Here is a 15,169-nt window from a genome sequence, read left to right as displayed (position 1 = left end):
CTGAGTAAGGTTTCTTATGTTGAACAAACCTGTCGGGCCGGACATTACGCGTACCGTGTTCAGTGTGCTGTTTATCGGCATTCTGCTGATTGCGGCATTCTGGGTCGTGAATCCGTTTTTACCGGCATTGGTGTGGGCCACGATGATCGTGATTTCCACCTGGCCTATTTTGCTGTTATTACAGCGGATTTTGTGGGGTAAACGCTCGCTGGCGACCTTTGTGATGGTAGCCGCGCTGTTGCTGCTGTTTGTGATCCCGATTTTGTTCACCATCAGTACCGTCATTGATAACGTGCCGGCGCTGATTGACTGGAGTCGCAAGCTGCCGACCATGGATATTCCGGTGCTGGCGCACCTGGATTCGATCCCGTGGATTGGCCCGAAACTGGCCGATTTCTGGACGCAAATTCAAAATAGTGGTGGTCGGACGCTGGCCAGCAAACTCACTCCATATGTCGGTAAATCGCTGGGCTGGCTGGCTTCGCAAGCCGGTAATCTCGGAATGCTGATCGTGCATTTCATTGTCACCGTGGTGATCTGTGGTTTGCTGTATAGCTCTGGGGAGATGGCGGCGCAGGGTATTCGTCGCTTTACCCGTCGTTTAGCCGGTGAGCGTGGTGATACTGCGGTGATTCTGGCTTCACAAGCGATCCGTGCGGTAGCGCTGGGCGTGGTGGTGACTGCGCTGGTGCAATCCGGTTTGGCTGGTGTAGGGCTGTTTATCGCTGGTGTGCCTTATGCCATGGTGTTCACGGTGTTGATGTTCTTGCTGGGGATTGCTCAGTTAGGGCCTGCACTGGTGCTATTTCCTGCGGTGGCGTGGATTTATTGGACCGGTGATAACACCTGGGGCACCTTCTTGCTGGTGTGGTCATTGCTAGTGGGCAGCATGGATAACTTCATGCGCCCGATGCTGATTAAGCGTGGCGCAGATTTACCGCTGATGCTGATCTTGACCGGTGTGATCGGTGGTTTGTTGGCGTTTGGCATCATTGGTCTGTTTATCGGTCCGGTGGTACTGGCGGTAGCTTACACTCTGCTGGTGGCATGGATTCGAGAAGCGGATAGTGAACCGGCAGCGCCGATCACCGATAACAGCGCGGATAGTCAAAGCTCGCCAAATGCTGAGCCCAAATGATCGCTGATTTTAAGACGGCTGGTCTGTGGTGGTTTTGTTTGATGGCGGGTTGGTTTAACTCGGTTAAATAAAAAGCAATATCCAGATAAAAGGCCAAAATAAAACAGGCTCCGATGACAACGATACAGACTAACTGTACGTGCTATCGGAGCCTGTTTTTTTATGTGCCGATTTACTGGCTAGGCAAGAAACGCGACAAGAACGGAAGTACGCATAACGTATGCTACTGCTCTAATACCTCTCTTAGCTGGCCTGTTATCGGTTTTAAGCCTGCGGCTGCGTACCGGTAATGCTGTGCAGCGTGTGTAAATCTGCGCTCAAATCACCGATGTGTTCAGACAGCCACTGCGGGTTGTAGTAGGTATCTAGATAACGTTCGCCACTGTCACACAGCAGGGTCACGATCGATCCTTGTTCACCGCGCTGGTGCATACGCTGCGCCAGTTGCAGTGCGCCCCACAAGTTGGTGCCGGTTGAAGCGCCCGCTTTGCGGCCTAAAATGGTTTCAAGCCAGTGAATGGTGGCGATACTGGCTGAGTCGGGCACTTGCATCATTTCATCAATCACATCACAAATGAACGATGGCTCAGCGCGTGGGCGACCAATCCCTTCAATCTTACTGCCGCAGGTGCACGTCAGGCTGCGGTCATTTTGCATATAGCAATCGAAGAACACCGAGTTTTGTGGGTCTACCACCAGTAACTCGGTGGGATGGCATTTGTAACGCAGATAGCGGCCAATGGTGGCAGAGGTGCCGCCGGTACCTGCACTCATCACCACATAACGCGGCACTGGATGCGGCTCTAGCGCCATCTGATTGAAAATGCTGTTGGCGATGTTGTTATTACCGCGCCAGTCGGTAGCACGCTCGGCATAGGTGAACTGATCCATGTAATGGCCGTTCAGCTCACAGGCCAGACGTTCCGACTCGGCATAGATTTGCGATGAATTATCCACGAAATGGCAGCGGCCACCGTAAAACTCAATTTGGGCAATCTTGCGCTTGGCGGTGCTGCGCGGCATCACCGCAATAAAGGGTAAGCCCAACAGGCGAGCAAAATAGGCTTCTGAAACCGCGGTGCTGCCGGAAGAGGCTTCGATAATGGTGGTGCCTTCTTGGATCCAGCCATTACACAGTCCATACAGGAACAACGAACGTGCCAGACGGTGTTTCAGGCTACCTGTTGGATGGGTACTCTCATCTTTAAGGTAAATATCTATGCCCGGTAATCCCGGCAGCGGCAGCTTAATCAGGTGGGTGTCAGCAGAGCGCTGGAAATCGGCTTCGATGGCCTGAATGGCCCGGTTAGTCCATGTACGGCGTGGCATGCTCATCATCCTGTCAGTGGTGATCTTATGACTTAATCCTAGCTTGAGTGTTGGGGAAAAACCTTGCCATAATTACCGCACAAAACCGAATTGGGAGAATAATTTTCTATATGAAGCGGGAATTGGATAAAACTGACCGCGCGCTGCTGGCAATGCTGCAGCAGGATTGCACCTTGTCTCTACAAGTCTTGGCCGAAGCGGTGAACCTCAGCACCACGCCCTGTTGGAAGCGGTTGAAGCGCTTAGAAGAAGAGGGGGTGATCCGCGCCAGTGTCGCGTTGCTGGATGCGGAAAAAATCGGCGTCGGTATGAGCGCATTTGTGCTGTTAAAGACCCAAGATCACTCTCGTGAGTGGTATCAAGCATTTGTTGCCCACGTTACCGAATTTCCCGAAGTCATGGAGTTTTACCGCATGGCCGGGGAGTACGATTATCTGCTGCGAGTACAGGTTTCTGGCATGAAAGCGTTCGATGAGTTTTATAAAAAACTGGTCAACAATGTGCGCGGTTTGAGCGAAGTCACCTCTAGTTTTGCCATGGAGCAGATCAAATACAGCACCGCGCTGCCGTTATAATGTCGGCCTCTCTTGCCGCCGACTCGCGAATAATCGAGAAAACTGTGCACGCGTGGACATCAGGCCGTGAGTTAAGCCCCATCTGTTTAGAACGTAGTCTTGTAACGAGTCGTGTATGGCCGGTGCTTTGTGGTCAAAATGGCAACTTGTCGTTTACATCTGCTGTCACAGCGCGGCAAATTTTTATTAAAACCAGCAACCAGACAATCATTTTGGAATGTAGGTAACTTTTTTTTGGATGTGCGAGTTTTTGTCAATTATAAGTCATAACTTGCTGATAAAAAATAAACAACAAGTCAGCCATGGCGCTGATACATCCAGAGAAGAGTGTTTAACCAAGGAAGAGGTTACTATGTCGAAAGAGATTGTGGTGTTGTCTGCTGTGCGTACTCCGATGGGTGGTTTTCAGGGCAGTCTGTCCGGATTTACTGCACCACAATTGGGGGCGGAAGTGGTGAAAGCGGCCATTGAGCGTGCAGGCATTCAACCGGCGCAGGTGGATGAAGTGTTGTTAGGTTGCGTTTTGCCTGCGGGATTGGGCCAAGCACCTGCGCGTCAGGCGGCATTAGCGGCCGGAGTACCGGATAGCGTGCCTTGCACCACGGTGAACAAAGTGTGTGGCTCCGGCATGAAAACCTTGATGCAAGGGGCTGCCGCGCTCAAACTCGGGGAGGCCGATGTTGTGGTGGCTGGTGGAATGGAGAGCATGTCACAAGCCCCGTACCTGATGCCAGCGGCCCGTACCGGTTTGCGAATGGGGCATGGCGCGGTGAAAGATCACATGTTTACCGATGGGCTGGAAGATGCCTACAGCGGCAAGCTGATGGGCGTTCTGGCGCAGCAAATGGCCGATAAGCGTGGCGTGACGCGCGAGGCGATGGATAACTTTGCTATCAACTCACTGGCTAAAGCCAATGCGGCCATTGCGCAGGGGGCATTTGAAGCAGAGATTGTGCCGGTCACCGTGGTAACCCGTAGCGGTAATACGCAAGTGTGTATCGATGAGCAGCCAGGCAATGCCAAACCGGAGAAAATTCCGGGTCTGCGTCCGGCCTTTGCTAAAGACGGCACCATTACCGCGGCTAACTCCAGTTCAATTTCTGATGGTGCGGCAGCTTTAGTGCTGAGTACCGCTGATTATGCCGCGCAAAATGGCTGTAAGCCGCTGGCGCGCATTGTCTCTTATGCTTCCCATGCGCAGGCGCCAGAAGAGTTTACCGTGGCACCGGTGGGCGCGATCCGTAAAGCCATTGATCTGGCTGGCTGGACGCCAGACGATATCGACTTGTTCGAGGTCAACGAAGCCTTTGCGATGGTGACCTTGCTGGCGATTGAAGATGTCGGTTTAGACAGCAATAAAGTCAACGTACATGGCGGAGCGTGTGCTCTTGGTCATCCCTTGGGCGCCAGTGGGGCGCGGGTGGTGGTGAGCTTGATCCATGCCCTGCGTCGCTACGGGAAAAAGCGTGGATTGGCCGCACTGTGCATCGGTGGCGGTGAAGGTGTGGCTATGACCGTCGAGCTGATTGATTAAACCATTTTATCTCTGTAATTTGAGATAGTTGGCAGAAATAAAAAAGGTCTCCGTTGGAGGCCTTTTCTGTTTATCTGACGATGGCGTCGGGCGCGGTGGTACGCTATCCTACGGTTTTATTCCGTTAATTTTCCCATCCCATGAAACTGTTATTTGCCTCTGATCTGCATGGCTCACTCAGCGCGACTGAGCAGGTTTTGCAGCGTTTTGACCAACATCAGGCGGACTGGCTCATTTTGCTGGGCGATCTGATGTATCACGGACCTCGTAATCCGTTACCGGATAATTATGCGCCGGCGCAGGTCGCTGAGCGGCTGAACGCCTACAAGGATAGAATTATTGCGGTACGCGGGAATTGTGAAAGCGAAGTGGATCAGATGCTGTTGCAGTTTCCGGTGTTGGCGGACTATCAACAGATTTTGCTACCGGAGCGCCGCTTTTTCCTGACGCATGGCCACAAGTATAACCGCAGCACGTTGCCACCGTTAGCTGGTGGTGATGTGTTGGCCTATGGTCATACCCATATTCCGTTGGCGGAACAGCAAGACGCAAATTGGATCTTTAACCCAGGTTCAGCCAGCTTGCCTAAAGGCGGCTTCCCGGCCAGTTATGGTCTGTATGCCGACCACACGTTGCAGGTTCTCGAATTGGAAACACAAGCCCCGCTGTTGTCAGTGACTCTGGGCGATTGAGCAGCATCATTCAAGGATTAAGCCTGATGGATACACATGTTCAAGAATGGGTAGACGTGGTTGACGCGGATAACAAAGTGATCGATACCGTTTCGCGTCAACAGGTTAGAGAGGAAAACCTCTGTCACCGCGCGACCTATATTATTGTGCACGACGGCATGGGGCATATTCTGGTGCAGCGCCGTACTGACAGCAAAGACTTCTATCCGGGATGGTTGGATGTGGCCGCTGGTGGGGTGGTCTCCGCCGGTGAAAGCCTGACCGAGGGGGCGAAGCGCGAAGCGGAAGAAGAGCTGGGTATTGCCGGCATTCCATTCCTTGATCACGGCAGCTTCTACTATGAGTCAGAGGATTGCAAAGTGTGGGGTGGGTTGTTCAGCTGTATCAGCCGTGGGCCATTTGCGTTGCAAGAGTCAGAGATCACCGAAGTGATGTGGATGTCGCTGGATGAGATTAATCAGCGTCGCCGCGAAATCACCCCAGATACCCGTGTGGCGCTGGATCTGTGGTTAAACCGCAATGGAACAGACGATATTTGAGTTTGGGCTGCGATATCGGCATAGGTACAGACAGTAAGAAATAAAAAAACCGGCGCAGAGGCCGGTTTTTTTGTGCTCTTAGCTAACAGTAAAAGTTAATGCTAACTGGTTAACAGTAAACATCTCTTAACGTCAGTCTATTGAGCGAGCGAAAGCAGTCAACACACGCGGCACCGAGCGATGCCGCGTTATCGAATTACTGCTGAGTCGCTTGAATAGCAGTCAGAGCGATGGTGTAGACAATATCGTCAACCAGAGCACCACGAGACAGGTCGTTAACCGGCTTACGCATGCCTTGCAGCATTGGGCCGATAGAAACCAGATCCGCAGAACGCTGTACCGCTTTGTATGTGGTGTTACCGGTGTTCAGATCTGGGAACACGAATACAGTCGCTTTACCCGCTACTTTAGAGTTTGGCGCTTTAGACTTCGCAACGTCAGCCATGATCGCGGCATCGTACTGCAGAGGACCGTCGATCATCAGATCAGGACGTTTTTCCTGTGCGATACGGGTCGCTTCACGAACTTTCTCTACATCGCTACCTGCACCTGAAGTACCGGTAGAGTAAGAGATCATTGCAACGCGTGGCTCGATACCGAAAGCGATAGCCGATTCAGCGGACTGAATTGCGATCTCAGCCAGTTGCTCAGCAGTTGGATCCGGGTTGATCGCACAGTCACCGTAAACCAGAACCTGATCCGGCAGCAGCATGAAGAACACGGAAGATACCAGAGAGGCATTCGGTGCAGTTTTGATCAGCTGCAACGGTGGACGAATGGTGTTGGCGGTAGTGTGAACTGCGCCAGATACCAGACCGTCAACTTCGTTTGCTTCCAGCATCATGGTGCCCAGAACAACGGTGTCTTGCAGTTGCTCACGCGCAACCACTTCAGTCATGCCCTTGTTCTTACGCAGCTCAACCAGACGTGGAACGTAAGTTTCAATCACGTCAGCTGGGTTGATGATCTGGATACCTTTGCCCAGAACAACGCCCTGAGAAGCTGCAACGCGTTGAATGTCTTCTGGGTTACCCAGCAGGATACATTCCGCGATACCGCGCTCAGCACACAGTGCTGCTGCTTTGATAGTACGTGGCTCATCACCTTCTGGCAGCACGATGCGCTTGCCGGCTTTACGTGCCAGCTCGGTCAGCTGGTAACGGAATGCTGGTGGAGACAGACGACGTGAGCGAGTCGACGCGGCAGTCATGGATTCGATCCACTGGCTGTCGATGTGAGAGGCAACGAAGTCCTGTACTTTTTCGATACGAGCTTTGTCGTCTACTGGTACTTCCAGGCTGAAGCTTTGCAGGTTCAGGGAAGTCTGCCAGGTGTTGGTGTTCACGCCGAATACTGGCATACCAGTTTCGAAAGCGCGGGCACACAGTTCGCGAACTTGTGGTTCGATAGCGTAGCCGCCAGTCAGCAGCAGGGCACCGATTTCCACACCGTTCATGGCAGCCAGAGAGGCAGCAACCATAACGTCTGGACGGTCAGCAGAGGTCACCAGCAGAGAGCCTGGACGGAAGTGCTCAACCATGTGCGGGATGCTACGCGCACAGAAAGTCACATTCTTGATGCGACGAGTGTTGATGTCACCTTCGTTGATGATTTCTGCATTCAGGTGCTTCGCCATGTCGATAGCACGTGTTGCGATCAGATCAAAGTTCCAAGGCACGCAACCCAGAATGCGCAGTGGGCTGTTGGAGAACAGCTGCAGCACTTCTACGTTAACAGACTTCGCTTTGTTGCTGTCATCAAAGATTTCAGACAGATCCGGACGGGTACGGCCCATCTCGTCAACCGGTGCATTCAGCTTGTTAACAATCACGCCGGCGATGGATTTGTTCTTCAGACCACCAAAGTTGGAGCAGGCTACTTCCAGACGCTCTTTCAGCTCTTCTGGGGTATCAGTGCCTGGTGCTACAACGAAGACGATTTCTGCGTCCAGCGCTTTAGCAATGTCAAAGTTCACATTGTTAGCGAAAGACTGCTTGCGGGTTGGTACCAGACCTTCGATCAGAACGGTGTCTGCATCTTTGGTTTCTTCCGCGAAACGAGCAACGATTTGCTCCAGCAGAACATCAGTCTGGCCGCTACCGATCAGGTTCTCAGCAAAGCTCAGGGTGAACGGCTCCAGCGTTTTCACAGAGCTGTTAGCACGGATGCTGCTGGTAGTCAGATCAGGACCGTTGCCGCCGTGGCGTGGCTGGCAGATTGGTTTGAAGAAGTTGACGTTAACGCCTTTGCGCTCCATCGCACGTACAACACCCAGACTGACGCTTGTCAGGCCGACACCGGTGCCGATTGGAACTAACATGATGGTACGGGACACGGGCTAAACCTCTTTCGGTTATGCTTGAATACAAAAAAGCACCGCCAGCGAGGCTGACGGTGCGGGAGTTGTTGATTAGGCAGTCAGACGTGCAGCGTCTTGTGCAATCACCAGCTCTTCGTTGGTTGGGATAACCAGCGCAGGACGGCTGTTGGCAGTCGCGATGTTACCGGACTTACCGAAGCGTGCTTTCAGGTTACCTTCTGCATCCATTTCGAAGCCCAGAACAGCCAGCTTCTTCATGGTCAGTTCACGAACCAGTGCAGAGTTCTCACCGATACCACCGGTGAATACGATAGCGTCCAGACGGCCATCCATCGCTGCAGCGTAAGAAGAAACATACTTCGCCAGACGGTAGCAGAATACGTCCATTGCACGCTTCGCGTTTTCAGCGGTCGCGTAGTTGTCTTCAACGTAACGGCAGTCGTTGGTCACTTCGGTCAGACCCAGCAGGCCAGACTTCTTGGTCAGCAGTTCGTTGATTTCAGCAACAGACATGCCCATTGCGTCGTGCAGGTGGAAGATCACCGCTGGATCCAGGTCACCGGAACGGGTACCCATTACCAGACCTTCCAGTGGAGTCAGACCCATAGAGGTGTCTACGCACTCACCGTTACGAATAGCTGCAACAGAAGCACCGTTACCCAGGTGGCAAGTGATCACGTTCAGCTCTTCTACTGGCTTGTTCAGCATCTTCGCTGCTTCACGGCTTACGTAGAAGTGGCTGGTACCGTGGGCACCGTAACGACGGATGTGCTGCTCTTTATACAGGTTATATGGCAGCGCATACAGGTATGCTTCTTGTGGCATAGTCTGGTGGAACGCAGTGTCGAATACCGCTACGTTTTTGTCCGCCAGTTGAGGGAATTCTTTCAGCGCTTCTTCGATACCGATCAGGTGCGCAGGGTTGTGCAGAGGTGCGAATGGGATCGCAGCCTTGATACCTTCGATAACTTCTGGAGTGATAACTGCAGAAGAGGTGAAGCTTTCGCCACCGTGAACGATACGGTGACCGATGGCGGTCAGGTTCGCAGACAGCTCCGGCTTTTGCGGCAGAATGGTGTTTACGATGTAGCTCAGAGCTTCAGCGTGTGCAGCACCGGCGCCCAATTCGGCTTCGTGCTTAGCACCATCCATTTTCCACTTGATACGGGCTTCCGGCAGGTTAAAACACTCGGCCAGACCGGACAGATATTCGTCACCTGTTGCTGCATCAATGATGGCGAACTTCAGTGAGGAACTACCGCAGTTTAAAACCAGAACCAGCTTGCTCGACATGAGAAAGTACCTATACGTCTAAACGGATTATCATTACATAAACAGATCAGGCATATGTGCGTAATCGTCGTGTAATATCGGAAGGAATGTGTATGCTTAAACAAACAACATTTTTACCGATAAATTCAGCAACAGAAAGTAGATGACACTTTCTTTATATACGACTATGGTTGAGTTGATCTGTTCCTGCTTGTGTGAGCGCATAGGATACCGAGTGTTGGCTCAGATCACAAAATAAATTGAATAAAGAAGCTTAATTTTAATCAATTTTTATTTAAAAATTTTAATGCTTGTGACTTTTGTTGAATCGGAGGGCTTATGAACGAGGTGAATCCAGGTTGGATGCAGCTGCTCCGGGACGGGCAAACGTACATGAAGTTGTGGCCAGCTGAGAAGCGATTGGGGCTGATTTTCCCTGAGCCACGCATCATCAAAACCACGCGCTTTGCTCAGCGTGCTATGCCGGCGCTGGCAGTATTCAGTGTGGCATGGCAGATGTCGTTAGGCGGCGGGAACAACATGGCGATGGCCGTGATTGTGGGGCTTTTTGCACTGAGCCTGCCGATTCAAGGGCTATGGTGGCTGGGAAAACGTGCGCATACGCCGTTGCCGCCAGCGTTAACCAGCTGGTATCGCGACATCTATGACAAGATGCGCTCGGGCGGTATGGCCTTGATGCCAGCAGTGGCTAAGCCGCGCTACCAAGAGCTGGCCGATCTCTTAAACCGCGCTTTTAAAAAGCCGGAGTGGCAAATTCTGCTCGATGAGCTGTAACCTTGCCGGATGTGAGCCAGATATGAGCCAAACATGAGCAAGCGGCGTGCTGAATAGCTGTGCTAAGTCATTGATAAGCAGTAAATAAGTACGTACTAATCCGTAGGGGGAGTACGTGCGAGTATTGGGCTGCTGGATTGATGACTTAGCTGCTGGCTTAGCTGATTACTTAAATGCGGATTATGTAGATGTCGTGGCGTTCAGCACGGCAACTTTGCCGCGCTATGCCGTTTTGTTCTGTTTTCTGCTTATTTTATGTCTATTTTATGTGCACTGATATGACGTTTTGCATAGTTATGCGCTTCGCGCTGCATGTTCCTTGTCTCTTCGCTTCCCTGTAGGTCTTTTTACGGCGTGAATACATATTGGTGTTTTCTGTTGTGTTGCTTATGATTAATAGCTGTAACGTGTCAGCTGTTATTTATTGCATCGAAATGCCCGATAAATGACCTTACGTTCAAGAATTGCGTTGCGAAAATAAACGAGTTGTTTCTATTTTCATCATTATTTTTATTGCGACTTTGTCAGAACAGAATGACTTATCTGACATATTGATCTGCGCGAGGGAATGTTATTTTCGCGCAGAGAATGAAAAGATGGTTTAAATCAAAAAAATATTTTCGCTAGCGTGTTACTTTTTATTTCAAAGATATTTCTTCACTGCTGTTTTGTTGAATCGATACAGCTATTAGGAAATCTCTTTTAATCGCGAAATAAATTGCGGAACGTGCGGAGAATCACACGATGGAAATGACCAACGCGCAGCGTCTTATTATCTCCAACCAATATCACTTGATGGCGATGCTGGATCCGGCACAGGCCGATCGTTATCGTCGTCTACAAACCATTGTTGAATGTGGCTACGGTTTACAGTTGCGAGAGCTGGACCGTCACTTCGGTGAGATCAGTGAAGATGATTGCCGTACCATCATCGATGTGATGGAGATGTACCATGCGCTGCAGGTGTCGTTTAACAATCTGGCGGATGCCAGTACCATCGACCGCCGTCGCCTCAATTTCTTAGGGTTTGACGCAGCATCCGAGTCACATCTGCTGGGCTATGTGCGTTTCCTGACCGAGACCGAAGGGCGCTATCCGCAGTTTGATGCCTGCGAGCATTGCTTTAATGCCCAGATGCCAATGTGGGCGAAGTACCAGCGCATGTTGCAAGTTTGGCATGCGTGCCCACGTCAGTATCACTTAAGTGCGGCGGAGATTACGCAGATTGTGAATGCGTAAGTGATGCTTAGTAAGTAATCGATGTGTCTAAAAAAGCCGGTATCGTTTGATACCGGCTTTTTTGTCGCCGTTACACGCTCGCGCCGTGGTGTAGCAGGGCAGCGCTCGTGTGTTTGATTCGGTTAACGCAGCGGGTTAGTAGGCAACCTTGTGACCGTAGCTTTCCAGAATGCCTTTGATGCGCTCCATCACTTCTTTCTTCGGTGGTTTTACGCCATCGAGCTTGTATTCTTCGCCCATGGCTTCCCACTTGTGTTTGCCCAGCTCGTGGTATGGCAGCAGCTCAATCTTCTCGATATTGTGCATATCTTTAGTGAACTCGCCTAACTGGTGGGCGGAGGCGTCATCATCGGTGTAACCCGGCACAATCACATAACGGATCCACGTTGGTTGATTGCGCTTGGCCAGATAGCGGGCAAAGTCCAACACGCGCTTGTTGGAGACACCAACCAGATTCTGGTGTACATCGTCATTCATCTGCTTGAGATCCAGCATCACCAGATTGCTGGCATCCAGCAGTTCATCGATCACCGGCTCCATCTTGCGCACAAAACCATTGGTATCGAGGCAGGTGTGGATCCCTTCTGCCTGACAGGCACGGAACAGATCGCGCACGAACTCAGCCTGCAAAATGGCTTCACCGCCGGACGCCGTGATACCACCGCCGGAAGCTTTCATGAAATGCCGGTAGGAGCGTAAATCATTCATGATTTCTTCTACGGTCACTTCCTTGCCGCCGTGGGTATCCCAGGTATCGCGGTTGTGGCAATACAGGCAGCGCATCAGGCAGCCTTGCATGAACACGATAAAACGGATACCCGGACCGTCAACGGTGCCGCAGGATTCGAAAGAGTGGATACGTCCTTTAACTGACATAGACAGGATATACTCCGTGTTAGGCTGATCAATAGCAGCCTGTACTGTAAAAAAGGTTTGCGCCGCCGTGACACAAAGCGCGCGGGTCTAATCCGTTGCAACACAAACTTAGATAAAACAATTCGTTGTATTGCTTCGCGTTGTCTCACACTGCGAAACCTAATAGGGAACCGCAAAGTGTCTGGCTGGGGTAACCGGTGCTGATGCGACTGTTACTGTGACAGGCTGCAACAGCGTTACCATTTCCGGTGGATGCTGGCCGGATTCAGCTCATCATTAGATTTTCTCATTATCCCATTTCGGCAGCGAAATTGAACCGCCTAATCGTGGATAATCTGGTACAAAATGTGCGGATTTTATGCGTTTGTTTCTGTTTCGTACTGTCGACAGGCTCAGTATAGCGGTTTGCTTCTCGGTAGTGTCTTTTTGCTGCTGTAGTAAGTTGCTGCCGCAGTCAGTTGCTACAAAAGTAAGCCAGCTACATATTGCACCAGAAACAAAAAAAGGCCCCTTACGGGGCCTTTAATTTATTCGCTTAACGCGTTACTCGTTTTCGTCAGTGTCTGGATTACAGAGACTGAGTGAAAGTACGGGTGATAACGTCTTGCTGTTGTTCTTTGGTCAGTGAGTTGAAACGCACTGCGTAACCAGATACACGGATGGTCAGCTGAGGATATTTCTCAGGATTTTCCATCGCGTCCAGCAGCATTTCGCGGTTCATTACGTTCACGTTCAGGTGCTGACCACCTTCGATGGACGCTTCGTGGTGGAAGTAACCATCCATCAGACCAACCAGGTTACGCTTCTGCGCTTCCATGTCTTTACCCAGTGCATTTGGCACGATAGAGAAGGTATAAGAGATACCGTCTTTCGCGTGAGCAAATGGCAGTTTGGCAACAGAGGTCAGGGATGCAACAGCACCTTTCTCGTCACGGCCGTGCATTGGGTTAGCACCTGGACCGAACGGAGCGCCAGCACGACGGCCGTCTGGAGTGTTACCAGTCTTCTTACCGTAAACTACGTTAGAAGTGATGGTCAGAACGGACTGAGTTGGGATCGCGTTGCGGTAAGTACGCAGTGCGCGGATCTTGTTCATGAAACGTTCAACCAGGTCACAAGCGATGTCATCTACACGCGCATCGTTGTTACCGAACTTCGGATAGTCGCCTTCGATTTCGAAGTCGATAGCGATACCGTCTTCATCACGTACTGGCTTAACTTTAGCGTACTTGATAGCAGACAGGGAGTCAGCCGCTACAGACAGACCTGCGATACCACACGCCATGGTGCGTACTACGTCACGGTCGTGCAGCGCCATCAGAGAGGCTTCGTAGCTGTACTTGTCGTGCATGTAGTGGATCACGTTCAGCGCGGTCACGTACTGCTTAGCCAGCCAGTCCATGAAGTGGTCCAGACGATCCATAACTTTGTCGTAATCCAGAACGGCGTCAGTCATTGGCGCTTCTTTTGGACCCACTTGCATCTTCAGTTTTTCGTCCACACCGCCGTTGATTGCGTACAGCATGGTCTTAGCCAGGTTCGCACGGGCACCGAAGAACTGCATTTGCTTACCAACGATCATTGGAGATACGCAGCATGCGATCGCGTAGTCGTCGGAGTTGAAGTCTGGACGCATCAGGTCGTCGTTTTCGTACTGCAGGGAAGAAGTATCGATAGATACTTTCGCCGCATAACGCTTGAAGCCTTCTGGCAGAGCTTCAGACCACAGGATGGTCATGTTTGGCTCTGGAGATGGACCCATGGTGTACAGGGTGTTCAGGAAACGGAAGCTGTTCTTGGTAACCAGAGTACGACCGTCCAGACCCATACCGGCCAGAGATTCGGTTGCCCAGATTGGGTCGCCAGAGAACAGGGTATCGTATTCTGGAGTACGCAGGAAACGTACCATACGCAGTTTCATAACGAAATGGTCAACCATTTCTTGCGCTTCTTGTTCAGTGATCAGACCGGCTTTCAGGTCACGCTCAATGAAGATGTCCAGGAAAGTAGAGGTACGACCCAGAGACATTGCCGCGCCGTTCTGAGACTTAACTGCAGCCAGGTAGCCGAAGTAAGTCCACTGAATCGCTTCTTTAGCGTTCTTAGCAGGACCGGAGATGTCGAAACCGTACTTAGCAGCCATCTCTTTGATCTGGCCCAGAGCGCGGTGTTGTTCTGCGATTTCTTCACGCAGCTGGATGGTCATTTCCAGATCTTCGCCGTTTTCCAGACGAGATTGCAGGGAACCGAACTGTGCGAACTTGTCCGCCATCAGGAAGTCGATACCGTACAGCGCGATACGACGGTAGTCACCGATGATACGGCCACGGCCGTAGGCATCAGGCAGACCAGTCAGAACGCCAGACTTACGGCAACGCAGGATGTCCGGAGTATAAACGTCGAACACGCCTTGGTTGTGAGTCTTACGGTATTCGGTGAAGATCTTCTTAACCATTGGGTCCAGTTCACGACCGTAAACTTTGCAGGAACCCTCAACCATCTTGATGCCGCCGAATGGGATCAGCGCACGCTTCAGAGGCGCGTCAGTCTGCAGACCAACGATAGTTTCCAGAGACTGGTCGATATAACCGGCATCGTGAGAAGTAATGGTAGACGGCAGGTCAGTATCAAAGTCAACCGGCGCGTGAGTGCGGTTTTCTTCTTTGATGCCTTCCATGACGGAATCCCACAGCTTGGTGGTAGCTTCAGTTGCACCAGCCAGGAACGCTTCGTCACCTTCATACGGAGTGTAGTTCTTCTGGATGAAGTCACGAACGTCGACAGCGTGTTGCCATTCGCCGGAGGCAAAGCCTTCCCAAGCGTTAGCGAAGTTTGGATTTAATTCGGCCATTATGCACCT

The 15,169-nt window shown here is 51.5% G+C and carries 12 protein-coding genes; 7 read left to right on the top strand and 5 right to left on the bottom strand.

Annotation, left to right across the window (positions count from 1 at the left end):
- The first annotated feature begins 16 nt into the window (after nt 1-16).
- Nucleotides 17-1,138 carry an AI-2E family transporter YdiK gene (gene ydiK / locus NCTC9997_RS09930; RefSeq protein ID WP_064977990.1) on the top strand — a complete coding sequence of 374 codons (1,122 nt, stop codon included), beginning with the start codon at nt 17-19 and terminating at the stop codon, nt 1,136-1,138.
- Nucleotides 1,139-1,402: 264 nt separating this feature from the next.
- On the opposite strand, the gene NCTC9997_RS09925 is transcribed toward ydiK, so the two are convergent.
- Nucleotides 1,403-2,467, bottom strand: coding sequence for a PLP-dependent cysteine synthase family protein (locus tag NCTC9997_RS09925; RefSeq protein WP_039045649.1), 1,065 nt, complete (start codon nt 2,465-2,467; stop codon nt 1,403-1,405).
- 110 nt (nt 2,468-2,577) lie between these two features.
- Between NCTC9997_RS09925 and NCTC9997_RS09920 the strand changes: the two genes are divergently transcribed.
- From NCTC9997_RS09920 to yfcD, 4 genes are all read left to right on the top strand, one after another.
- Nucleotides 2,578-3,042: an Lrp/AsnC family transcriptional regulator gene (locus NCTC9997_RS09920; protein ID WP_039045650.1), complete on the top strand. Its 465-nt coding sequence runs from the start codon at nt 2,578-2,580 to the stop codon at nt 3,040-3,042.
- Between the two features lie 352 nt (nt 3,043-3,394).
- Nucleotides 3,395-4,576: a thiolase family protein gene (locus NCTC9997_RS09915; protein ID WP_064977989.1), complete on the top strand. Its 1,182-nt coding sequence runs from the start codon at nt 3,395-3,397 to the stop codon at nt 4,574-4,576.
- Nucleotides 4,577-4,716: 140 nt separating this feature from the next.
- The gene (yfcE, locus tag NCTC9997_RS09910; protein ID WP_039045652.1) at nt 4,717-5,268 is read left to right on the top strand and encodes a phosphodiesterase; all 552 of its coding nucleotides are present in this window, start codon (nt 4,717-4,719) and stop codon (nt 5,266-5,268) included.
- A 26-nt stretch (nt 5,269-5,294) separates the two neighbouring features.
- Nucleotides 5,295-5,807: an NUDIX hydrolase YfcD gene (yfcD, locus tag NCTC9997_RS09905; protein WP_010864070.1), complete on the top strand. Its 513-nt coding sequence runs from the start codon at nt 5,295-5,297 to the stop codon at nt 5,805-5,807.
- Nucleotides 5,808-6,003: 196 nt separating this feature from the next.
- On the opposite strand, the gene pta is transcribed toward yfcD, so the two are convergent.
- Nucleotides 6,004-8,127, bottom strand: coding sequence for a phosphate acetyltransferase (pta, locus tag NCTC9997_RS09900; RefSeq protein WP_177331144.1), 2,124 nt, complete (start codon nt 8,125-8,127; stop codon nt 6,004-6,006).
- Nucleotides 8,128-8,217: 90 nt separating this feature from the next.
- Nucleotides 8,218-9,420 (bottom strand): acetate kinase, encoded by a 1,203-nt coding sequence (ackA, locus tag NCTC9997_RS09895; protein WP_010864068.1) that lies wholly within the window; start codon nt 9,418-9,420, stop codon nt 8,218-8,220.
- Between the two features lie 318 nt (nt 9,421-9,738).
- On the opposite strand from ackA, the gene yfbV reads away from it, so the two are divergent.
- Both yfbV and NCTC9997_RS09885 read left to right on the top strand, forming a co-directional pair.
- The gene (gene yfbV / locus NCTC9997_RS09890; protein WP_010864067.1) at nt 9,739-10,194 is read left to right on the top strand and encodes a terminus macrodomain insulation protein YfbV; all 456 of its coding nucleotides are present in this window, start codon (nt 9,739-9,741) and stop codon (nt 10,192-10,194) included.
- Between the two features lie 744 nt (nt 10,195-10,938).
- Nucleotides 10,939-11,433 carry a YfbU family protein gene (locus tag NCTC9997_RS09885; protein ID WP_010864066.1) on the top strand — a complete coding sequence of 165 codons (495 nt, stop codon included), beginning with the start codon at nt 10,939-10,941 and terminating at the stop codon, nt 11,431-11,433.
- A 135-nt stretch (nt 11,434-11,568) separates the two neighbouring features.
- Here NCTC9997_RS09885 and pflA read toward each other — a convergent pair whose 3' ends face one another.
- Nucleotides 11,569-12,309, bottom strand: a complete 741-nt coding sequence (gene pflA, locus NCTC9997_RS09880) for a pyruvate formate lyase 1-activating protein (protein WP_010864065.1) — start codon at nt 12,307-12,309, stop codon at nt 11,569-11,571.
- 568 nt (nt 12,310-12,877) lie between these two features.
- Entirely contained in the window at nt 12,878-15,160 is a 2,283-nt protein-coding gene (gene pflB, locus NCTC9997_RS09875; protein WP_010864064.1) for a formate C-acetyltransferase, read from the bottom strand.
- Between the last annotated feature and the right edge of the window lie 9 nt (nt 15,161-15,169).

This window comes from Plesiomonas shigelloides (assembly GCF_900087055.1).
Taxonomy (GTDB): domain Bacteria; phylum Pseudomonadota; class Gammaproteobacteria; order Enterobacterales; family CAMTGL01; genus Plesiomonas; species Plesiomonas shigelloides.
Note: the sequence above shows the minus strand (reverse complement) of the source record. Positions and strands in the feature narration are given on the sequence as shown.